The organism is Enterococcus sp. DIV1337a (genome assembly GCF_051712285.1).
Lineage (GTDB): Bacteria > Bacillota > Bacilli > Lactobacillales > Enterococcaceae > Enterococcus > Enterococcus faecalis.
On record NZ_JBIOOP010000001.1, the window covers coordinates 296,999 to 319,537 of the forward strand.

The following is a 22,539-nucleotide window of genomic DNA, read 5'->3' on the forward strand; positions in this document are numbered from 1 at the left end:
GGACATAAGTCTAAATGGCTTACGTCCCAGTTTTTTCATTATATTATTTTAAATATTGATCTTTAGTAAAATTTGTGTATTCATATTCGCCTTTGTTACCATAAAAGCGATTATAGCGTTGTTTGAATTTGCGGAATAAATAAATGACCGTTACTTTAACTAGGCAATACATTGGAATCCCAAAGATAACGCCCATTAAACCAAACAGTTCACCCATAACTAACAAGACAAGTAAAATGGTAATTGGATGGACTTTTAATTTATCGCCCATCACACGAGGAATAACAAAATCACCATGAATCAATTGGATGGCGAACCAGACGATAACAAATTTAACTACCATAAATGTGGAATCCTGAAAGGCAATAATCAATCCAGGAATAAAGGCAATAAATGGCCCGATATAAGGAATAATACATAAAATACCAGCAGCTAAAGCTAAAATGCTACCAAATTGTAAACCAATTAATAGAAAAGCTGGCCAATACATAATCCCTAAAACCAACGAAGCAATGACTTGACCTTTTAGATAATCGCCAATTTGAATATTGGCAATTTGACTATATTCATCAAAATCAGGACGAAAAGCTGGGGGAATCATGCCTTTTACAAAGCGATAAAACTTTTCTTTGTCCTTTAAAAGGAAAAAGGCGATGATAGGTCCTGTAAACAAGGTTAGGAAAGTAGAAGAGACTGCAGAAAAGACGCTTCCCAGACCTTGTGCGCCTGTTTGTAGGTAATCCCCTGCAAAGTCTTTAAAGGAGTTTGCCAGTTTGCTCCAGAGCTGATTAATGGACTCATTAGCAGATTCTAAATCTTTTACAAAAGGTGTTTTAGCCATAAATTGTTGTACTGTTTGGAGCGTGCTTTTCCAAAAACTTGGGAATTGTTTGATTAACTCTTCCGTTTGGTCTTGAATAATTGGGAAAAGTTGCAGTCCAGCTAACACGAGTAATGCAATAATTAAGACATAGAGAATCGCAATCGCCCAAACACGGGGGACTTTTTTCTCAAGGCGTTTCACCATTGGATTAAGCAAATAAAATAGAATAATACCAAAAAGTACCGGGCCTAAGACGGCACTGAAAATAACAAAAATCGGTTTAAAGATAAATGAAACGGTGTTGAATAAAAAGATAGTTACAGCAATTAGACAAAGGATAGTTAATGTGTAAAGTAAATTTTTCCCACCTAAAAAGCGGATCCACTTGGTACTTTCTTTATCCATAAGTTGCTCCTTTCGTTAAGCTTTATTTCTAAAATGACCAATAATTTCAATGATTCCCATGAAAATCAGGATAAATCCAAAGACTTGCATCAAAACTAAGAGGCTTTTGAAGGGGTTGAAAACTAAAACGGCTCCAGCGATTAAAACGAGAACACTGTAGATAAGCGCGCCTGTTTGACGAGTATTTAAAGCAAAAGTCAATTGAACGAGGCCGTTTATTACAATACTAATCCCTAATAAAAATGGCAGAATCGAAACGATCACTGGTGCAAAAAATAAAAAGGCTACTGCTAAGACAACAAAGATTAAACCTGTTACGAAACCAAGTCCCCAGCTACCTGTTTGTTTTTTTATTTTGTAGTCATCATAAATATTAATTAACCCTAAAAGCATCAAATAACCAGCAATTAAATAACCGACGAACTGGAAGAAAGCACCGGGATTAAAGGCAATGGCACTTCCGATAACGATAAAGACGGCGTCGCGTAATAGGGTATGGCGCCGAAAATTTTCTCTAAAAGTTTGGAACATAAAAATCCTCCTCAATGTTATTGGTTCTTTTATTCTAGCGGAAAAAAGGAAAAAGTGCGAGTGGTAGCTCTAAAAAGTGTTGGAAACTGTGTCTTTAGAAAAAGTAACATTAAAAATTAAAAAAGTCTTACAAATGAGCGAAAATTGGCATATAATGGAAAGTGAAATTTTATTTTAAGAAGGAGAGATTTGATGGATTTATTACCTTTATTAGGCGTATTGATCGTCATTGTCGGCTTCGCATTGAAATTTGATGCTATCTTGATTGTGATGGTTGCTTTAATAGTGACGGCTTTTACTGGCGGGCTTGGTTTGACATCGATGCTAGAAACACTAGGAACAACCTTTGTGAATAATCGAGGCATGGCTATCTTTATTATTATTATGTTAGCAACAGGAACGTTAGAAAGAAATGGCTTGAAAGAGTCAGCGGCTACGTTGATTAAACGATTCAAAAAGGTATCTGCTGGTGTGATTATTGACATTTATGGTGTCTTTCGGATTATTTTTGCCGCTTTTAACGTAAGTTTCGGTGGGGTAGCAGGTTTTGTGCGCCCGATTATTTTGCCAATGGCGTTAGGAACAATTGAATCAAAAAATTTACCAATGGTGCCAGAATATGAAGAAGAACTAAAAGGGATGGCTTCAGCCATGGAAAATATCTGTTGGTTCTTTGGTCAAGTTTTGTTTGTTGGTGGGGCTGGGGCATTGCTTGTTCAATCAACATTGAAAGATTTAGGCTATGAAGTGACATTAGGTAAATTGGCTTTAGTGGAAGTACCAGTCGCCTTAGTTGCCTTAATTTCGGCAAGTATTTACTTTACTTTAAAAGAAAAAAGATTACGTAAAAAATATTATGGACAGGAGGGACTGAAATGAGTTTTTTCACAGATTCAAGTATTGATTTGAGTGCAAAATTATTGGAAGTCCTTTACATTTTTATGGGGATTATCTTGTTATATACAAGTTTTCGTAGTTTTCGTGATAAAACCAATCCACATGCGTATGGGACTAGTTTATTCTGGGGAATCTTAGGGATTTTAATCGGTTTTGGCCGGTTTATTCCACCAGTTGCCTGTGGCGTACTTATTTTTGTGATGACAATTCCGGCAATTCTTCAAAAAGTGACAAAAGGGGAAAGTCGCTTACCTTCGAAAGAATACATGGAAAAAATGTCTCAAAAATTAGGAATGAAGATTTTTATTCCCGCACTAAGTATCGGGGTTTTTGCGATTCTTTTTGCCACATTGACTACTTTAGGGGCTTTAGTTGGTGTCGGCGTTGGTGTTTTTGTAGCAATTTTCATCATGATGTTCTTTTCTAAAAATAATACGCCGAAAGTATTTTTTGATGATGCGGCGGAAATGTTAGAAACAGTCGGTCCTCTTAGTACGTTGCCAATGCTATTAGCTTGTTTAGGTGCTGTTTTTACTAGCGCTGGTGTTGGTGAGATTATTTCAAAAGGGGTTAGTGCCGTAGTACCAGCAGGAAATGTTAATGTAGGGATTATTATTTATGCTGTGGGAATGGTTGTTTTTACGGCTATCATGGGCAATGCCTTCGCAGCAATAACTGTGATGACAGTCGGAATTGGTGTGCCGTTTGTCTTTTCTTTAGGGGCAGATCCCGCATTAGTTGGGATGGTTGCCTTAACATGTGGTTTTTGTGGTACACTGTTAACACCGATGGCTGCGAACTTTAATATCGTACCTGTAGCCATGTTGGAAATGAAAGATAAGTACGGCGTCATTAAAAATCAATTGCCGATTGCACTTTTCATGTTAATTTTCCAAATTGTTTATATGATTCTATTCAAATAAGAAAGGATGATCGAAATGAAAGTTGTCGTTACTGGCTTTAATCCATTTGGAGGAGAAGCAATCAATCCTGCCTTTGAAGCAGTCAAAAAATTACCTGCTGAAATTGCAGGAGCTGAAATTATTAAAGTTGAGGTGCCAACTGTTTTTGGCACTAGTGGTGAAAAGGTGGCTGAAGCAATTGAAGCCCATCAACCAGATATGGTGATTTGTGTTGGACAAGCAGGCGGCCGTCAAACAGTCACTGTTGAAAAAGTGGCGATTAATTTAGCGGAAGCGCGTATCCCAGATAATGCAGGGCAACAACCAAGCGATGTACCGTTGGTTGAAGAGGGAGCAACAGCCTATTTTACAAATTTACCGATTAAAGCGATGGTAAAAAATTGTCATGACCATCAATTACCTGCAGCGATTTCTTATACAGCAGGAACCTTTGTATGTAATGATATTATGTATCACTTACTACACTTAATTAACACTAAATATCCAACTATTCGTGGCGGATTTATTCATGTTCCGTTCCTACCAGAACAAACAATTGATAAACCAACGTTTGCTTCTATGTCATTAGAAGCAATCACAGATTCTTTGTTCTATATGATTGAAGCAGCGGTAAAAACGCAAGAAGATATTCAACTACAAGGTGGCACAACCCACTAACTAACAGGAGCGTGGAACAAAAATCACTTTGGATTTTTGTCCCACGCTCAAAAACTGATAAACGGCGGGAACAGAAGCAACACTACGCGTTGCTTCGTTCTCAACAACTTCTAAGGTGTTTTCTCGACATGCGTCTCGTCACAGTCCAGCCTTCAAAAGAGCTACAGCTCTAAGAGTTGCGATGTTTCACTGTGAAGCATGAACAGATGAAATCATCGTACCTACTTGGTGAAGGTCCTTCGGAAATAAGCCGAAATTGTTGAGAATCACGAAGAACGTAGTGATTCGATGATGAACAATACCTACTTGGTCTCCAAAAATTAAAGAACACCGGGTCCTTCAATTCTAGCATGTTCCATGCGTAGAAATTGATGCGAACGAAACGGAGTGTAGTGTATCATGCAACATCAACTCGTACCTCGTTGTGTTTTATGACAATTTTCGGAAATTCCTTCTTATTGCTGAGAAACACTATTTGCAAAGCAAATAGATGTTAAACAGTACCTACTTGGTTCTCGGAGTTAAAACGCTGCTGTCCCGACCTCTTTCTATTTTTACAAAAAGAAAAAGTAATTTTTGTTGGTGTGTGAAAAAATTTTTTATACTATTTTCGTTGACAAGTCGGTTTCTTCTTGGTATATTGAGATTCATAAATTATTAGCCCAGTAGGAAATAGATGTTTTGTTCAGAAAGTCGATGGTTGCTGCGAATCGATCAAGTCTATTTGTGAATTACACTAATAAGTAGTAACAATTACATAATACATAAGCGAGAAGCAAGTAAGCTTCTAATTAAGGTGGTACCGCGGAGAGATTCGTCCTTATTCTTTAAGGATGAATCTCTCTTTTTATATAGCTTTAGGAGGCGTTTTCAATGAGTTGTGGAGGGGTTATTCGTTATCATAAGATCCTTTAATGTCAGAGTATTCAGAAAAAAGATTAGAGGAGCGTAACGAAATGAAAGAAAAACAGAAAAAGAAGACCGTGAGTGTTCGAGAAGCAAGTATCGTGTTATTAATTATTGTGGCAGCTATTGCAACAGGAGTGATTGGCTTAAAGATATCGCCAAATATTACTATTTTGTTTGTGATTGCATTGATTTTAGGCTACGCAATGTTTCGTAAAGTACCATTTGATCAAATGCATAAAGGGATTGTTGATGGCTTGAAGCCAGGGATTATTCCAATTTTTATTTTTATTTTAGTGGGTGCATTGATTGCCGTTTGGATTCAAGCAGGAATTATTCCAACAATTATGGTTTTTGGTTTTAAAATGATTAGTGTTAAATGGTTTGTGCCGTCAGTTTTTATTGTCTGTGCGATTGTCGGCAGTGCAGTAGGTAGTGCTTTTACAGTGATGTCAACAATCGGAATTGCCTTTTTCGGTATTGGCAGTACCTTAGGGTTAAATCCTGCTTTAGTTGTGGGAGCGATTGTTTCTGGTTCAGTTTTTGGTGATAAAATGTCACCTTTATCAGAATCAACAAACTTAGCCGCAGCGATTGTTGAAGCGGATTTGTTTAAACATATAAAAAACTTGATGTGGTCGACTGTACCAGCATTTATTGTCTCTTTAATCTTGTTTATGATTTTAGGACAAACGTACGCGAATACTAGTCTGACAGAAGTAGTTCAAGTTATTCAAGTATTGGAAGACCACTTTACCATTTCCATTTGGTCATTGTTACCATTAGCCTTAATGTTAATCTGTGCCTGGCGCAAAATTCCAGCGATTATCACGATTTTGTTAAACATTATTGTGGCAGTAATTATGATTATTATTCAAAATCCGAAAGTATCGTTGCAGGCATTAGGAAACACGTTGGAAAATGGGTTTGTTTCTCAAACGGGGAACGCACAAATTGATCAATTACTAAGTCGTGGCGGAATTATGAGCATGATGCCGACTGTGGCACTTATTATTCTAACGTTGTCTCTAGGTGGCTTATTAATGGAATTAGGATTGATCTCTGCGGTCATGGAAGTTGTTTCGCAGAAAATGAGCAGTACACCGAAATTGATTTTATCAACGTTATTAACAGGAATTGGCGTAAATATTTTTATTGGTGAACAATTCCTATCGGTTATTTTACCAGGGAATGCCTTTAAAGAAGTTTACAAAAAAGAAGGTTTGGATCCGACTGTTTTAGGAAGAACCTTGGAGGATGGTGGGACGGTTATTAATTACCTCATTCCTTGGGGGATTGCAGGTAGCTTCGTAGCGGGGACCTTTGGCGTACCAACGTTGACTTACTTACCATTTGTTTTCTTTAGTTTGTTATCGCCTGTTTTCTCAATGGTCAGTGCGTTTACTGGTTTAGGGATTAAGCGGTTATCAATAGAACCTGTTACCGAAAAATAGGTTGATTAAAAATAGAACAGTTGATGGGGAATGCTGTAGTTTTTCTCCGTCAATTGTTCTATTTTTTTTTTGTAAAAAAGGTTGCATTTTTAGAAAGAAACAGTTATAGTTGACTAGTCAATTGTTGACGAGTCATCTTTATAAGGAGGAAACTATGTCGTTATCATTACGGGAAGTCAGCCAATTATTATGTCAGTTAAAGGTATTAGATCAAAAAATTACCAAAGTTTTTGAAGAGCATGTTGGCTTGAGTTTGACTCGTTATGAGTTGCTGATGATTTTAAAAGAACGTCAGCCGTGTCTTCAAACAGAGATTCAAGAACACTTAAAAATCGATAGTGGTGCGGTCACTCGCCATTTGAAAATTTTAGAAGAGAAACAGTATGTGACGCGACAGCGAAATCCAGAAAATAATCGGGAAGTGCTAGTGCATTTAACAAAAAAAGCACAACAAGAACTACAGCAATGTACAGCCAAGCAACAGACGGTAACAGAAATTATTCCCAGTACATTTACAAAGGACGACTGTCGCCAGTTAAAAGAACTTTTGACAAAACTAGATCAAAGCATTACAACGAAAGAGGTAGGATAGAATGACAACATATACAACGAATGATTTTTCAGAGATTGTTTTTGGCCGCAAATCGGTTCGGGTGTACGATGAAACCTATAAAATTTCTCATGAAGAAATGTTAGCAATGATTCAAGAAGCGACCACCGCCCCTTCTTCTGTTAACATGCAGCCATGGCGTTTTGTCGTAGTGGAAAGTGAAGCAGGCAAAGAAAAATTAAAACCCTTAATTCGCTTTAATACGCGTCAAAATGAAACATCTTCTGCAATGCTCTTAATTTTTGGTGATCTAAACTGCCATGAGCGAGGAGAGGAAATTTACAATCAAGCCTATGCTAGTGGTAAAATGCCTAAGGAAGTGCGGGACCAACAATTAGCAGCCATTATTCCCCATTATGAAAGTTTAAGCAGAGAACAAATGAATGACATCGTGAAAATTGATGCGAGTTTAGCAGCTATGCAATTTATGTTAGTGGCCCGAGCTCACGGATATGAAACGAATCCAATCGGTGGTTTTGAAGCGGAAAAATTAGCCGAAACATTCGGTTTAGATCAAGAGCGCTATGTCCCAGTAATGATTTTATCTGTGGGTAAGGGCATGGAAACTGGCTATGAATCTGTTCGTTTAGCACCAGAAAAAATTACGACATTTGAATAGGCAATAAAAAATGACGGCGTACGCTTACATCAACCAACATTCTTAAAGAAAGTTGGCTAATGCAACAGCGATGCCGTCATTGTCGTTGGATAAAGTGACTTCCGTTGCGATGTTTTTAAGCTCGTCAACCGCGTTTTCCATAGCAATCCCCGTGCCAGCCCATTCCAACATTGTATAATCGTTGTGACCATCACCAAAAGCGATTACTTCTTCAGCAGTTATGCCTAACTGTAGGGTTAGTTTTTCTAAAGAACGCGCTTTATCAATATTTTTAGCGGTAAATTCAAAATAGAAAGGAGCGGAAAAAGCAGCGGTGACGGTTTCTTTGAAAGGCGCGTAGATGGCCTCATGATATTTTTGTAAATAGGCGGGTTCACCAGCAATTAAAATTTTGTTCAAGGGAAAGTTTAGTCTGGCGGCTAAATCATGCCACTCACATAATTGAAAGTTACCACCCCGTGATTCATATTCAATAATATTAAAATCACCAGTCTCTAAATGTAAGGTGTTATGGAAAACATCATTGACATACATAAATGTTTCATCATTAATCATTGGAATTACGTCAAATTGTTTCAAATGTTCTAAAATTTGTTGACTCAATGACTTTGAAATGGTCTGGTTAAATAGTTGTTGCTGACTGCCATGATGGGTGACACAAGCGCCGTTATAGGAAAGTAGGTGTCCATTATAATGAGCCATTTCCAATTCATCTGCTAAGGGGCGCAGACCGTTAGTCGGGCGTCCAGAAGCCAAAATCAGTGATAGGCCTTGTTTTTGTGCAGCTACTAATGCTTGTCGGGTGTTTGGTGAAATCTTTTTTTCTGAAGTTAACAAGGTACCATCAATATCCATTACAATTGTTTTGATTGCCATAATTGGCCTCCAATCCGAAGAGTTTCTTTCTTTTAGTATAAAAGTTTTTTCTATTAATGTAAACGGATTCTCATGTGAAGTGTATAAAAGAATTATTTTACAAAAATCTATACTATTTTTTTGTGAAATTTCATATAATAGAAGTATTCTAATTATCTACATAGAGAGCGAGGGACAAGGGATATGAAGGAAAAAGAAATGCATTCGCTCTTTTTTAAACATAAGTTTGTGAAAGTAACTCCCTATTTACGCAGTTTTGGCCATCGTTTGAGTGGGATGATTATGCCAAATTTGAGTATTTTTATTGCGTGGAGCTTATTGTCTTTGGTGGCTGGCTATACGGCCGGGAATCTACGGCTAGCTCTTTCTGAAGTCGAAACAATAATGATTCGAGTTGTTTTACCGATTTTAATTGGTTTTACAGGCGGAAAAATGTTCGAGGAACAACGTGGCGGCGTCGTTGCTGCTATTGCGACAGTGGGCGTGATTGTTTCCACAGATGTTCCGCAGTTGTTTGGTGCTATGTTTATTGGACCTTTAGCAGGATATACTTTCGCCAAAATTGAACAAATTCTCTTACCGAAAGTTAAAGAAGGCTATGAGATGCTGACTAAAAACTTTTTAGCAGGAATTGTGGGAGGACTGCTTTGCTGTTTTGGTATTCTAGTTGTGGCTCCTGCTGTTGAAAGCGCTAGTTTTTGGCTGTATCAATTTTCTTCTTGGTTAATTGAAGCCAATCTTTTACCATTGGTTCACGTTTTCTTAGAACCCTTAAAAGTGTTATTTTTTAATAATGCGATTAACCACGGCTTATTAACGCCTCTAGGTTTAGAAGGGGCTAGTCAAACAGGTCAGTCCATTTTATTTCTATTGGAAACAAACCCTGGGCCAGGCGTGGGCGTTTTGATTGCTTTTCTGCTGTTTGGGCCTGTAGGACAACGAAAAACAGCAGGAGGTGCCACCATGATTCAACTGATTGGGGGCATTCATGAAATTTATTTTCCGTTTGTTTTGATGGATCCGCGCTTATTTTTAGCAGTAATTGCTGGAGGAATGAGTGGTACGCTTGTTTTTCAAATATTTAATGTGGGGCTAAGCGCTCCTGCTTCGCCAGGTTCATTGGTTGCGATTTTAGCCAATGCCCCAACTGATGCGAGGCTGGCAGTTTTTAGTGGAATTTTTGTTAGCTTTCTGTGCTCTTTTGCAATAGCAAGCTTGTTATTAAAACGTCAACGAGGAACTGGACCAGTTTCAATGATAAAGATGAAGGAGAAGGAGGAAGACCAAGTGAAAACAGTCACACCCAACTATCAACAAATTTTATTTGTTTGTGATGCAGGAATGGGCTCAAGTGCCATGGGGGCTAGTTTGCTAAGACGACAATTAAAAGCTGTGAATTTGGAGATGCCTGTGACTTACCAGTCCGTTCATCAGATGAAGTGGCAGCCTGAGACATTAGTGGTCATTCAAGCAGAATTGCAACAGTTAGCACAAAAGTACGTCCCAGAAAAGGATATGGTGAGTGTTCAAAATTTTTTAGAAATTAAATCCTATTACCCGCAAGTTTTAGCCAAACTGACTGCTTCTTCTCGAGAGCAATCTTCACTTGGTTCAGAATCTACTGGAACGAACCCGACAAAACAAATACAGAAGCTGGTTTTTTTATATGCCGAGAACGTTCGAGGGTCGCAAACAATGGGAATGGAATTATTGCGACAACAAGCGGCGAAACAAGGAGTCGCAATTGAAGTATCTAAAGAACCACTGGAAACAGTCTTTTTTACCAAGGAGAAAACCTACGTAGTGACTCGTGAACTGGCGCAAGCCTATCATTTAGATCTAACGCAACAAAATTTATATGTGGTTACTAGTTTTTTGAATAAGAAAGAGTATCAAGAATGGCTGGAAGGAGGAGTTGATAGATGTTTTTAACGACAAGAGAAACCGTTCTATTAACGGAATTAGTTAATAGTCCCACCCCCGTTTCAGTAAACCGCATGATGAATTTGTTAAAGGTTAGCCGCCGGACGGTGTATCGTGAATTAGAAAATTTAGAAACCTCGCTAGCATCGATGGGCGCGACGTTGGAAAAAGTAGCTCGTGGGCGCTTTTCGATTCAAGCAGATGAAGCAGCGATGACGGAAATTCAGGCTGCTATTTTAGGAGAAGAGACACAGGAACTTTCTACTTTGGCGCGGCAACATGCGATTTTATTGACATTACTTCAAACAAAAGAGCCAGTCTCTATGCATTATTTTCTGGAAACGTATTGTATTAGTAATACGACTTTTTATGCCGATATTAAACAATTAGAAACACGGATTGCGCGGATTCCTTTGACGATTTCTCGAAATCAAGGTTATGAGGTGACTGGTTCTGAAAAATATCGCCGTCTTCTAATGGCGAATATTCTAAGTATGGAAATTAATGAGTACCAATTTTTTCATTTTACCGAATTAACGACAAACGACCATTTTTTCTTTCAGTTTATTCATGCAGAACATTTAGCGTTTGCACAAAAAATTGTTCAGCCAGAAGTAGAAACTTTATTTCCAGCATTAAGTGATCGCAAATTACAACATTTGATCTTAATGTTAACGATTGCGATGGATCGGGTCACTGCAGGTTTTTATTTAGCTGATGAGACCTATACTGGGCAGATGAATAAGGCCTTTCTCAATTGTTCTAAACGACTTTTTTCAAAAGTCGCTGCTGAAACGAAACAACTGTATGCTGTTAGTGAGATTGTTTTTTTTGCTAGCTTATTAAGTGATTTTTCTAATTCTTTTGATGAAGATTTTTTTGATGAACATTTTGACACTCAGCTGGCTTATGCAGTGAAACAACTGATTGAAGCAGTAAGTCAAGAAACGGAAGTTAATTTTTTCGAAGATACAAATTTGTATAAAATGTTGTTGACACATTTATCGGGTGTTTTTTCTCGTGCAGTTTTACAAGAAGAAGATTTAACGAATCCCATTTTAGAACGGGTCATGAATCAATATCAAGAAATAGCTGCGGCTTTACGCCAAGCGTTGCCGCAAATTTTTCCGCAAAAGAATCTATCGGAAGAGGAAATTGCCTACATGGTGCTTCATTTTGCCAATTCTTTAGAACGGAGTCCCAAAATTATGGAAGTTGATATTGCTGGTTTTTCTCCTAGCGGCTTGGCTTCGACAAGTATGTTGGAAATGCGATTACGGCGCTACTTTCCTTTTATCAACCAGATTCATTTTTTTCGGATTGCGGATTTAGGCAAGGTAAATGTTGAGGAAAACTATGACTTAGTGATTTCCACTTCGTTATTACCAGGATACAACGGCAAATATAAATTGATTTCACCATTACTTTTAGACGATGAAATCCGCCAATTGAAAGAAGAGTTTAAGCGGATTAGTCACGAAAAACGCTCGCTTAGGAAAGCGCCTGTGAAAAAAACAAGTGGCGAGGAAAGTTACGAAACAGTGGTCGCTTTCATGGAAGAAATTAGTAAACTATTAGAAACATTTTTCATAGCAGATTTAAATAATCAAGCGGATTTAGCAGAAACCGTTCAACACGCCCTCGCGCAACTTTCCGAAAATTTAATCACCGATAGTGCAATCGTTTGTCAGCAATTGATGAAACGTTACGAGCAAGCGCCTATTGGGATTCCTCAGACGGAAATGGCCTTATTCCATACCTCAAGTACAGCAGTGACACAGCCTGTCTTTTGTATTTTTAATCTAGCTCAGCCACTTATGATTGAAGGCATGGATAAAAAGCCGATGCAGTTACAACGTATGTTACTCATGCTAGCGCCGATGCCGATCGATGAAACAATCGGAAAAATTTTAGGAAAAATCAGTGGTGCGATTATTATGAATGATTTAAATACAGAAATTTTTCATTCAGGAAATGAAGCCATTGTTTATCAGTTACTTTCGTCATTATTAATTGAAGAAATGAAAGGCTAGGTGTTGATAGATGTTTGAAATTACAGCAGAGCAAATAATGTTGAATCAATCGTATGCTAGTTGGGAGGAAGCACTTGCAGCTTCTGGTGAGTTACTGCTAAAAAATCAGTTGGTCACGCCTGACTATGTCAAAGCAATGTATCAACGCCAACAAAAAGTCAGCGTGTATATCGGTAACTTCGTGGCATTGCCTCATGCGGAAGGACAAGATGAACAAGTTTTAAAAGAAGGGATTTGCTTTATTCAAGTGCCTGATGGGGTCAACTTTGGTACGGAAGCAGATCGAAAAATAGCCACCTTGTTATTTGTCGTTGCTTTAAAAAGTCAACGGCAACTAAGCATGCTTCAAGAATTAGCTTTTTTCTGTTCAGAGCTCGAAAACATTCAGCGGCTCAGTGATTGTCAAACAATCGATGAAGCACAAAAAATTCTGGCCCAAGCCTAAAGCTACGTCTGAAAAAAATTGGTAGTAAAAAAATCAATTTATTTTGAAATTTTCAATAATTATTGAAATAATTTTATCTTAAAAAATAAAATATTTTTTATTTAAGAGATTAAACAAAAAAGATAAGAAGATTCCTTGACAAAAAATAGGCTCTATGATAAATTTAAGGTAACTTGTGACAAAGTCGTGCATGGATGCACTAAAAAGACACCCTACTGCTGATAGGGTGTCTTTTTTTGCTGTTTAGACAGCAGCGGTTGGAAGCAACTTGTTTATTCCTCGTTCTGTTTTTCCAACCAAATGGTTACAAGTTTCAGGACAATCCCGACAAAAATCGGCACAAGAATTTTTGTGACAATCTCGTACATGTGATGCACCTCCTTTCGAGGCAAGTCGCCAATTTGAGTATAGCATAAAAAGTTGTTCATTTATTATTGAAATTATTAGAAATGGAATAAGCACGTGTTTTCTGGTTTTCGTAACTAGAGAACACGTGCTTTTTTCTTTCAACTTTTGGCACAATGGTTTGTGCCAAAGTACGACTTTTTCCAGATTAGGAAAGCGGATACAATTTAGTCAACAAGAAAAGTTACTTGAGAGAAGGGGAATAAAAATGGAACAAGTACCAGAAAAGAATAAAGTATCAATTAAAGTAAAAGTTCAAAGACTAGGCAGTACCTTATCTAGCATGGTGATGCCCAATATCGGGGCATTGATTGCGTGGGGCGTTTTGACAGCGCTATTTATCCCAGATGGATATCTGCCAAATAAAGCCTTTGCCACGATGGTTGGCCCAATGTTGACCTATTTAATTCCATTATTAATTGGCTACACTGGTGGGAAAGTAATTGCAGGTGATCGCGGTGCCGTAGTTGGCGCAATTGCGACAATGGGCGTGATTGTGGGAACTGATATTCCGATGATGCTAGGTGCCATGATTATGGGTCCACTTGGTGGCTTGACAATTAAGAAATTTGATCAGTATTTCCAACATCGAATTAAAGCTGGTTTTGAAATGTTAGTAAACAATTTTTCAGCTGGATTAATTGGTTTTGCGTTAGCTTTACTTGGCTTTTCAGCGATTGGCCCAATTGTTGATGCGCTGACTGCTGCAATGGCACGTGGTGTGGAAATCATTTTAAATGCTCATTTGATTCCATTAACGAGTATTTTTATTGAACCGGCAAAAGTGCTCTTTTTAAACAATGCGATTAATCATGGCATTTTAACACCCTTAGGGACAGAACAAGTCTTATCGGCTGGTAAATCAATTCTTTTCCTATTAGAAGCAAACCCTGGTCCTGGGTTAGGAGTCTTATTAGCATTTATGTTTTTTGGAAAAGGTGCGGCAAAATCTTCTGCGCCGGGAGCAATAATTATTCATTTCCTTGGTGGTATCCACGAAATTTACTTCCCATATGTAATGATGAAACCGTTATTATTCTTATCGGTTATTGCAGGTGGCGCGACAGGTAGTTTGGTTTTCCAAACGTTAGATGCTGGTTTACGTGCGCCCGCTTCACCAGGCTCCATTATAGCTATTTTAGCGATGACACCAATGGGTTCTTACTTACCAGTTATTTTAGGTGTTTTGGCAGCAACTGCTGTTTCCTTTGCAGTATCCGCAGTCATTTTAAAAGCAGATGCGAAAGAAGAAAGTGATGAATTTGCCCAAAAAGTGAAAGAAACCCAAGCTGCTAAAGCAGCATCAAAAGGATTAACTGTCGCAAATGGTAGTGCTTCATTGTCAGGAATTCAACAAATTATTTTTGCTTGTGATGCTGGGATGGGCTCTAGTGCAATGGGTGCGTCTATCTTACGGAAAAAGGTCCAAGAGGCTGGTTTAGTACAAACTGTGACGAATCGGGCCATTAATAATTTGACCGATGAGGGAAATACATTGATTGTCACACAAGCGGAATTGCAAGAACGGGCCAAACAGAAAGCACCTAATGCAACCTTTGTAGCAGTTGAAAACTTCTTGAACTCACCACGTTATGATGAAATTGTGGCTGAACTATCAGGTACCAAAGAAAAAAACGACGCACAACCAACAGTCTCCAAAGAAACACCTGCTTCTGAAATTGAGGGAGATTTAGCCAATGTCAATGAGATTCTTTTGGTTCACGATGATCGTGTCGGGTCAGCAACGATGGGAATGAAAGTCTTAGAAGAAATTTTAGATAAAGAGAAAATTTCAATGCCGATTCGAAAAATTAATATTAATGAATTAACGCAACAAACACAGGCTTTAATTGTCACAAAAGCTGAACTAACGGAACAAGCCCGTAAAAAAGCCCCGAAAGCGACACACTTATCAGTAAAAAGTATGGTTAATCCCCAAAAATATGAAACAGTGGTTTCGCTCTTAAAAGAAAGTGCCTAGAGAGGAAGAAAACAATGGAAAATCTTACGAATATTTCAATTGAATTAAATCAACAGTTTAATACAAAAGAAGAAGCTATTCGCTTTTGCGGCGAAAAACTAGTCGAGGCAGGCTGTGTTGAGCCCGCTTATATCGAAGCAATGATTGAAAGAGACCAATTGCTATCTGTTTATATGGGGAATTTTATTGCCATTCCTCATGGAACAGAAGAAGCCAAAAAATTAGTGAAAAAATCAGGAATCTGTGTAGTGCAAGTCCCAGAGGGCGTTAATTTTGGCACCGAAGAAGATGAAAAAATTGCTACCGTATTATTTGGGATTGCCGGAGTCGGTGAAGAACATTTGCAATTAGTCCAACAAATTGCACTTTATTGTAGTGATATGGATAACGTGGTGCAACTTGCCGACGCATTAAGTAAAGAAGAAATAACAGAAAATTTAGCCATTGCTTAAAGGAGAGAATAAGAATGAACGCAGTACATTTTGGAGCAGGAAATATTGGACGCGGCTTTATCGGCGAAATTTTAGCTAAAAACGGCTTTCATATTACGTTTGTGGATGTTAATGAAACTATCATTCAAGCGTTAAAAGAACGTAAAAGTTACACAATTGAATTGGCCGATGCCTCACATCAACAAATTAACGTTGGAAATGTGACCGGGTTAAATAACATGACAGAACCAGAAAAAGTAGTCGAAGCAATTGTAGAAGCTGATTTAGTCACGACGGCGATTGGTCCCAATATTTTACCAAGAATTGCTGAATTAATTGCTCAAGGAATTGATGCACGTGCCGAAGCAAATTGTCAAAAGCCGCTGGATATTATCGCTTGTGAAAATATGATTGGTGGTTCAACCTTTTTAGCAGAAGAAGTGGCCAAATATTTGAAAAACCCAGCTTATGCTGAAAAATGGATTGGTTTTCCTGATGCGGCGGTTGATCGGATTGTTCCATTACAAAAACATGAGGACCCACTTTTTGTTCAAGTTGAGCCTTTTTGTGAATGGGTCGTTGATGATACTAACCGAAAAGCCAAAGAAATTCAGTTAGAAGGCGTTCATTACGTTGCTGATTTAGAGCCGTATATTGAACGGAAATTATTTAGTGTAAACACTGGCCATGCTACAGTTGCCTATACAGGGGCGTTGTTAGGCTATCAAACCATTGACGAAGCGATGCAGGACGCCTTAGTGGTAGCACAACTCAAATCAGTTTTGCAGGAAACGGGTAAACTTTTAGTGGCTAAGTGGAATTTTGATGAACAAGAACATGCAGCCTATATTGAAAAAATTATTCAACGTTTCCAAAATAAATATATTTCAGATGCTATTACACGTGTAGCGCGGACACCAATCAGAAAGTTAGGTGCGCAAGAACGGTTTATTCGACCAATCCGTGAATTACAGGAACGCAATCTAGTGTCGCCGCATTTATTAGCAATGATTGGTATTGTCTTTAATTATCATGATCCAGAAGATGAACAAAGCCGTCAATTACAGGAAATGCTTGACCAAGAAAGCGTTGATACAGTAATCGCTGAAGTAACGGGCATTGAAGATCCAGAAACGGTTAAAAATATTAAACAAAACGTAGAACGCTATGCGCGACCACAAGTAGCCTAATAACAAAATCCTTCTACCAAGATACTTCACATTTCTTAATTAAAGGCAAAAACAACCGCTCACTGATTAAAGTGAGCGGTTGTTTTTAACATATTGACTAAGTGGTTTTTGATAAAGTTCTCCTTTGAAGGCACCTGTATTGAAGTATTCAGCTAATTGGTAACCAATGAACGGGCCGGTAGTGAGTCCCGATGAACCAAGTCCGCTAGCAACCACAAGGTGGGGCATCTCTGGCAAGGGACCGAAAAACGGAGCGAAATCAGATGTATAAGCACGTGTACCGACGCGGTAATGCATTGGTTGCTTAAACAGCTGATCTGCTTCTTTTAGAAATGGCGCAGTCCCAGAAGTTAGTTGTTGAAAAGCACTAACAGTCTCTTCCAAATCCCAGGCTTGGTCATTTTCGTGGGTGGCACCTAATAAAATTTTTCCTTGATTAAACGGAATTAAATCAGCTTCGCCGTCTAACATAGCAACAGGCCATTGCTGACTATTTGTAAAAGGGGTCTCGAAAACTAATAACTGTCCTTTTTGGGGACGAATATCCACAGATAAATTTAAAGTAGCTAGTAATTCCTTTAAATGAGGACCAGGTGTTAAAGCGAGAAAATCAACGTTCTTTTTTTCTGAATTTGTGACAATTTCCCACCCTTGATTCAGTTGTCGAAAGTGCGCCCGTTGTGAGCAAAAAGTGACCCCTTTGGCTTCGGCGCGTTTCTGAAGATGGTTCAGATAAGCTGGACCATCTAGGCGACCGCCGCCAGAAATAAAAAGTGAGGGAGTTTCCTTAAGTAGTGGTAAGAACTTTGCTGTTTGAACCGCTGACAACATCTTGATTTCCCCAATTTCAGGTGCAGTTTGCTTACGCTCTTCTGCCAAATGGGCTAAGTCTGCCAAAGCGGCTGCCGGGCGCAAAATGACAGTCCCTGATTGACGATAAATATCCTCCGTCAGCTGTAAATCTTTGACTAGCTTTGGAAATAGGGCAGCACCCTCTCGTGCTAATTGATACCATTTCTTATTCCGACGTTTGGATAGCCAAGGGGAAATAATCCCGGCGCTCGCTTTAGTCGCTTGGCCGAGCCCTTCATCATAAATGGTAATGTCAAATTTTTGTGGATCTAAATAATTAGCTAACGTCATTCCGATAATGCCGCCGCCAATAATGGCAATTTTTTTCATGCTTCTTCTCTCCTTCGAACAGTTGTATTGTAACACAAAAAAACCGCCTCTAGACAGAGACGATTGGGGGATAACTTGTTAACGGGTCCTTCTGTGTGTGTAAATAGAATTGCCGCCTTCTAAAACGTGAACAATTTCTTGTGCCATTTCTGCCACAGGCACGGGATCATAGCCAATAAATAAGTTCTTTAAAAAGGGGATTTTCTTAAAAAAATAAATACATTTACTAAAAAGTATGGTGCCGGTACGTTCTTGACCTACGAGTAAACTAGGATAAAAAATCACTGCTTCAGTGACTTCTTGGTGGATTAGTTCCTCTGCTGCCAATTTGGCATCCATATATTTTCTCAAAGGGAAAGGAACAGTATTGGCTGAAATAAATAAAAACTTAGCTGGCTTTTTTTGTTGCGCTAAAAAAGAGCTGATTTTTTTCACTGGTGTCAGAATTAGGCGTTGATAGGTTTTCTTTTTTCGTGGATTTTCAAATAAAATACCTACTGTATCAATGACCCAGTCAGCACGTTGGACCTGTTCTTGCCAATTCGTGTCACGAGTAACATCGGAGCGTACCCACTGCACTTGGTGGCTCCAAGATGCGGAGAGCGTGGCAGGCTTTCCATGACGTGAAACACTGATGACTTGATGTTGGCGTTGGACTAAAATTTTCGCGATTTGTTGACCTAAAAAACCACTGCCGCCAAAAATAACGATTTTCATGGTAAGCCCTCACTTTCAATTGTTTCTTCTAGTTTACCTTAAATAAAAAAAGAAGCAAAAAATCTCGATTGCGTATAGTTTAATTATAAATAACATAAAAATAACCTTTTTTTAAATGTTGGAACACAAAGACTCAATAATGGTTGCTGATTGTCGTGAAATAAACAAAAAATGAACAAAGATGAAATAAATCAGACTAAAGGCCTAGAGAAAGGCCCTTGTTTCTTGAATTCAAGCATGGTTAAATAGTTATAAGTGAATGACCGAGCAATTTAGTTTGTTAGGGAAACTAGACAGAACGAGGAGATGAAACGAAGAAAATGAAGAAGAAAACGATGATTATATTGGGGGCAGTTGCAGTAATTGCGGTTGGGGGCGTCGTAACTGTGAATGCGTTAAATAAAAATGCACAACAAGTAGCTATTAAGCAAGCGCCTAAAGATGACTGGGGAATTGACTATTTTGACGTTCCCGATTTGCAACAAATTTATATTAATGGCGTTATCCAACCGGAACAAATGGAAGCCTTTGCGCGCGATCAAAAAATAACAAAGGATCCAGAGATTAAGGTGAAAAACGGCGATGTCGTAGATACAGGCACAGAACTGTTTATTTACGAAGATGAGGCGGTCACAAAAGAAATTGAGGCACAACAAAATAGCTTAGCCAAATTAGAAACGAAGCGGGCGAATATCTATAATAAGTGGAATCGAGCCATTGATAAATTTAATAAAACTAAAGAAGAAGATCGCACGATGTCTGGGGATGATTTAAATGAACAATATCAAACAGAAGTCGATGCGGTAGATGAAGAGATTACCTTCACCAATGAAACCTTAGCGGACTTAGGAGCGAAGCAATATATTTCCACAAAGGCTAATTTCAAAGGTCGCGTATCAATTCCAGAAGTAAAAGACGCCAATTCACCGATTTTACGGTTAACTTCAGAAGATCTTTATTTAGCTGGGAAAGTGAATGAAAAGGATTTGACTAAAATTAGTGTTGGGCAAAAAGCTAAACTAACTTCTGTTTCCAACAATGTGGTTGTGGATGGCTCAATTTCTTACATCGATGATAATCCTCCTGAAGGCAACAGCGATGCCGCGAGTGGCAATACAGAGGGCGGCACGACGATGTCTAGTTATAGCGTCAAAATTGCGTTGGCCAATTTAGACAAAGTCAAAAATGGCTACCATATGCAAGCAACCATTGATTTAGGTAATTTAGGGGCGATTGAGTTACCGAAAAAAGCGATTCAAAAAGAGGGTGAACAGGCCTACGTTTTAGTAAATGATTTTGGAACCATCATTCGTCGTGATGTCCAAGTCGGGCAAGAAAATGGCGACAAAATGGCAATTGAATCTGGTTTAGAATCAGCTGACCGAGTAGTTATTTCTTCAAAAAAACCAGTAAAAGTCGGTGATATTGTTGAATCAGATGCAGCGATTGTTTCTGATGAATCAGCAACCAACGAATCAATGACAGATGCGTCGAAATAGGAGGGCTTGATGGTGGAAGTAAACAATACAAATCAACCCCTCATTGAATTGCGGGACATTAACAAGTTCTATCCAGTTGGTAAGGAAAAACTACATGTTTTAAAAGAATTGAATTTGACCATTCATCAAGGAGAGTTCATTTTAATCATGGGGAAGTCCGGCAGCGGCAAGACAACGCTGATGAACATTATCGGTTTCTTGGATCGCTTAACAGACGGAAGTTATCATTTCTCAGGAACAGATGTTTCAAAATTGTCTGAAAATAAAAAATCAGCCTTTCGCAATGAATATCTAGGGTTTATTTTTCAACAATTTTTCTTGATTAATTCCTTAAATGTTAGTCAAAATGTTCAATTGCCCTGCGTCTATGAAGGAAAAAAAAGCCGCGCTGAGAAAAAAGCGATTGCTGAAAAATACCTAAAAATTGTCGGTTTGGAAACAAAAGCCAAATCAAAAGTTACTGAACTTTCTGGAGGGCAGCAACAAAGAGTAGCCATTGCTCGTTCCTTGGTGAATGATCCATTATTGATTATGGCCGATGAACCGACTGGGGCATTGGACAGTGAAACGGGTACAGAAATTATGGAATTACTGAAAGAATTGAATGAACAGGGCAAAACAATTGTCATGGTGACACATGATGAAGATATGAAAAAATATGCCTCACGAGTGATTCATATGAAAGATGGTCGCTTTTTGGAAGAAGAGGTGATTGGATGATTGCTAATTTATTTGTTAGTACTTTTTTAAGCTTAAAGGCGCATAAGTTGCGGGTATTTTTAACGATGGTCGGAATTATTATTGGGATTACATCAGTCGTAACGATTTCTGCGCTAGGTGAAGGGATGAAACGTCAAGTTGTGAAGGCATCCAGTGCAGTGAACGCGGATGTTTTGAAGATTCATTATACAATGTCAGATGGTAGCAGTGACAATTTTATGTCCTATGAAGAGCCAGATTATACGTTTAGCCGAGTGGACTTGAAAAAATTACAAGACATTCAAGGAATTGAAAGTATTTATCCTCAATATGGTGAATCAATGATGGGGGGCGGAGACAATTTGTTTGTACCAATGGATTATTTTGGGGCGCAAGCGAATTTATCCATTACGTCGACTAAAGGGCAGAACGATATTTTATATGGTCGTGATTTTCAACCGAGCGATGCAAATACAGATGCGATTGTCTTAAATCATGATATCTTTGAAGCGCAAATTCGGCTTGATGATCCTAGCCAACTCATTGGAAAAGCTGTTTCAATTGGTGGTTATATGTACAAGGTGATTGGTATTTTAGCACCAAAAGATTTAGATAGTTTGGGTATGAACGATGATTGGGCAACTGCTATGAGCAGTTTTGTTTCTCGAGAATCATACAATAAATTAGCGAAAACAAAAGCAATTAGTGGCATCAATATTAAAGTTCGTGAGGGAGCAGACCGTGAAGTAATTTTAGGACAGGCAATCACCATTTTAAGTGAAAATCATCCTGAAGTGAAAGGAACGTTTAAAGAAAATGATCAAGACCAACAACTCCAACAACAAATGGAAGAAATGGTCACGGGTATGACGATGTTTCTGATGGCAATTACTGCAATCTCCCTATTAGTCGGGGGAATTGGCGTCATGAACATCATGTATGTGTCTGTCACGGAACGGAAACGAGAAATCGGGATTCGTCGGGCCATTGGTGCTAAACCACGAGTCATTTTATTCCAATTTTTAATGGAAGCAGCGTTTATCACATTAATTGGTGGTTTGATTGGTGTCGGCTGCGGCTACTTATTGGCAACTGTGGTTGGTGGGTACATTTCGATCACGCCAATTATTACGCCGTCCATCTTTGCTATTTCAACATTGGTTTCGGTCTTCACAGGTATCTTTTTCGGGATTATTCCAGCAATTGGTGCCTCGAGGATGGATCCGATTAAAGCGATTTATAATTAAAAAGATATATTTTTGGTTTTTTCTAAACAGTTCAAATAATCTGAAATGAGATTGTTTGTTAAAAGATTGAATGATATGCTTTTGTT

General features: G+C 38.5%; 21 protein-coding genes and 1 other annotated feature. Of the genes, 15 read left to right on the top strand and 6 right to left on the bottom strand.

Annotation, left to right across the window (positions count from 1 at the left end; all coding sequences use genetic code 11):
- Positions 1-43 precede the first annotated feature (43 nt).
- Positions 44-1,228: an AI-2E family transporter gene (locus IGL49_RS01525; protein ID WP_104853837.1), complete on the bottom strand. Its 1,185-nt coding sequence runs from the start codon at positions 1,226-1,228 to the stop codon at positions 44-46.
- Positions 1,229-1,243: 15 nt separating this feature from the next.
- On the bottom strand, positions 1,244-1,759 hold the full coding sequence (locus IGL49_RS01530; RefSeq protein WP_104858674.1) for an HdeD family acid-resistance protein: 516 nt from the start codon (positions 1,757-1,759) through the stop codon (positions 1,244-1,246).
- 192 nt (positions 1,760-1,951) lie between these two features.
- On the opposite strand from IGL49_RS01530, the gene IGL49_RS01535 reads away from it, so the two are divergent.
- From IGL49_RS01535 to IGL49_RS01560, 6 genes are all read left to right on the top strand, one after another.
- A complete protein-coding gene (locus IGL49_RS01535; protein ID WP_002355265.1) occupies positions 1,952-2,638 on the top strand; it encodes a DUF969 domain-containing protein in 687 nt (228 codons plus the stop codon).
- Entirely contained in the window at positions 2,635-3,579 is a 945-nt protein-coding gene (locus tag IGL49_RS01540; RefSeq protein ID WP_104853840.1) for a DUF979 domain-containing protein, read from the top strand. The genes IGL49_RS01535 and IGL49_RS01540 overlap by 4 nt, the downstream gene beginning before the upstream one ends.
- Before the next feature lie 15 nt (positions 3,580-3,594).
- On the top strand, positions 3,595-4,236 hold the full coding sequence (pcp, locus tag IGL49_RS01545) for a pyroglutamyl-peptidase I (RefSeq protein WP_104853841.1): 642 nt from the start codon (positions 3,595-3,597) through the stop codon (positions 4,234-4,236).
- Positions 4,237-4,885: 649 nt separating this feature from the next.
- Positions 4,886-5,061: a binding site (T-box leader), on the top strand.
- 89 nt (positions 5,062-5,150) lie between these two features.
- Positions 5,151-6,596: a Na+/H+ antiporter NhaC gene (gene nhaC / locus IGL49_RS01550; RefSeq protein ID WP_164982913.1), complete on the top strand. Its 1,446-nt coding sequence runs from the start codon at positions 5,151-5,153 to the stop codon at positions 6,594-6,596.
- A gap of 154 nt (positions 6,597-6,750) precedes the next feature.
- Complete coding sequence (locus IGL49_RS01555; protein WP_104853843.1) at positions 6,751-7,188, top strand: MarR family winged helix-turn-helix transcriptional regulator; 438 nt, start codon at positions 6,751-6,753, stop codon at positions 7,186-7,188.
- A 1-nt stretch (position 7,189) separates the two neighbouring features.
- The gene (locus IGL49_RS01560; protein ID WP_104853844.1) at positions 7,190-7,825 is read left to right on the top strand and encodes a nitroreductase family protein; all 636 of its coding nucleotides are present in this window, start codon (positions 7,190-7,192) and stop codon (positions 7,823-7,825) included.
- A 42-nt stretch (positions 7,826-7,867) separates the two neighbouring features.
- Here the strand turns inward: IGL49_RS01560 and IGL49_RS01565 are convergent, their stop codons facing one another.
- On the bottom strand, positions 7,868-8,701 hold the full coding sequence (locus tag IGL49_RS01565; RefSeq protein ID WP_104853845.1) for a Cof-type HAD-IIB family hydrolase: 834 nt from the start codon (positions 8,699-8,701) through the stop codon (positions 7,868-7,870).
- Positions 8,702-8,884: 183 nt separating this feature from the next.
- Between IGL49_RS01565 and IGL49_RS01570 the strand changes: the two genes are divergently transcribed.
- The 3 genes from IGL49_RS01570 to IGL49_RS01580 are packed head-to-tail and all read left to right on the top strand — an operon-like array spanning position 8,885 to position 13,102.
- On the top strand, positions 8,885-10,633 hold the full coding sequence (locus tag IGL49_RS01570) for a PTS transporter subunit EIIC (protein ID WP_164982912.1): 1,749 nt from the start codon (positions 8,885-8,887) through the stop codon (positions 10,631-10,633).
- Positions 10,624-12,657: a BglG family transcription antiterminator gene (locus tag IGL49_RS01575; protein ID WP_104853846.1), complete on the top strand. Its 2,034-nt coding sequence runs from the start codon at positions 10,624-10,626 to the stop codon at positions 12,655-12,657. Before IGL49_RS01570 ends, IGL49_RS01575 begins: the two co-directional genes overlap by 10 nt.
- Positions 12,658-12,667: 10 nt before the next feature.
- Positions 12,668-13,102 (top strand): PTS sugar transporter subunit IIA, encoded by a 435-nt coding sequence (locus tag IGL49_RS01580; protein WP_104853847.1) that lies wholly within the window; start codon positions 12,668-12,670, stop codon positions 13,100-13,102.
- Positions 13,103-13,374: 272 nt separating this feature from the next.
- Here the strand turns inward: IGL49_RS01580 and IGL49_RS01585 are convergent, their stop codons facing one another.
- A complete protein-coding gene (locus tag IGL49_RS01585) occupies positions 13,375-13,470 on the bottom strand; it encodes a type I toxin-antitoxin system Fst family toxin (protein ID WP_015543884.1) in 96 nt (31 codons plus the stop codon).
- Between the two features lie 245 nt (positions 13,471-13,715).
- Here IGL49_RS01585 and IGL49_RS01590 point away from each other — a divergent pair, with 245 nt between their 5' ends.
- Genes IGL49_RS01590 through IGL49_RS01600 form a run of 3 tightly spaced genes read left to right on the top strand, consistent with a single transcriptional unit; the run spans position 13,716 to position 17,109 of the window.
- Complete coding sequence (locus IGL49_RS01590) at positions 13,716-15,488, top strand: PTS mannitol-specific transporter subunit IIBC (protein WP_104853848.1); 1,773 nt, start codon at positions 13,716-13,718, stop codon at positions 15,486-15,488.
- A gap of 14 nt (positions 15,489-15,502) precedes the next feature.
- Positions 15,503-15,940, top strand: a complete 438-nt coding sequence (locus tag IGL49_RS01595; protein WP_002355279.1) for a PTS sugar transporter subunit IIA — start codon at positions 15,503-15,505, stop codon at positions 15,938-15,940.
- A 14-nt stretch (positions 15,941-15,954) separates the two neighbouring features.
- Positions 15,955-17,109 carry a mannitol-1-phosphate 5-dehydrogenase gene (locus IGL49_RS01600; protein WP_104853849.1) on the top strand — a complete coding sequence of 385 codons (1,155 nt, stop codon included), beginning with the start codon at positions 15,955-15,957 and terminating at the stop codon, positions 17,107-17,109.
- A 66-nt stretch (positions 17,110-17,175) separates the two neighbouring features.
- Here IGL49_RS01600 and IGL49_RS01605 read toward each other — a convergent pair whose 3' ends face one another.
- Both IGL49_RS01605 and IGL49_RS01610 read right to left on the bottom strand, forming a co-directional pair.
- Positions 17,176-18,291, bottom strand: coding sequence for an NAD(P)/FAD-dependent oxidoreductase (locus tag IGL49_RS01605; RefSeq protein WP_104853850.1), 1,116 nt, complete (start codon positions 18,289-18,291; stop codon positions 17,176-17,178).
- 78 nt (positions 18,292-18,369) lie between these two features.
- Positions 18,370-19,008, bottom strand: a complete 639-nt coding sequence (locus tag IGL49_RS01610; RefSeq protein ID WP_104853851.1) for an NAD(P)H-binding protein — start codon at positions 19,006-19,008, stop codon at positions 18,370-18,372.
- Between the two features lie 320 nt (positions 19,009-19,328).
- Between IGL49_RS01610 and IGL49_RS01615 the strand changes: the two genes are divergently transcribed.
- From IGL49_RS01615 to IGL49_RS01625, 3 genes are read left to right on the top strand one after another with little or no spacing between them, the layout of a single operon-like run.
- Positions 19,329-20,507, top strand: a complete 1,179-nt coding sequence (locus IGL49_RS01615; RefSeq protein WP_104853852.1) for an efflux RND transporter periplasmic adaptor subunit — start codon at positions 19,329-19,331, stop codon at positions 20,505-20,507.
- Between the two features lie 9 nt (positions 20,508-20,516).
- On the top strand, positions 20,517-21,227 hold the full coding sequence (locus IGL49_RS01620; RefSeq protein ID WP_104853853.1) for an ABC transporter ATP-binding protein: 711 nt from the start codon (positions 20,517-20,519) through the stop codon (positions 21,225-21,227).
- Positions 21,224-22,453, top strand: a complete 1,230-nt coding sequence (locus IGL49_RS01625) for an ABC transporter permease (protein ID WP_016631081.1) — start codon at positions 21,224-21,226, stop codon at positions 22,451-22,453. Before IGL49_RS01620 ends, IGL49_RS01625 begins: the two co-directional genes overlap by 4 nt.
- Positions 22,454-22,539 lie beyond the last annotated feature (86 nt).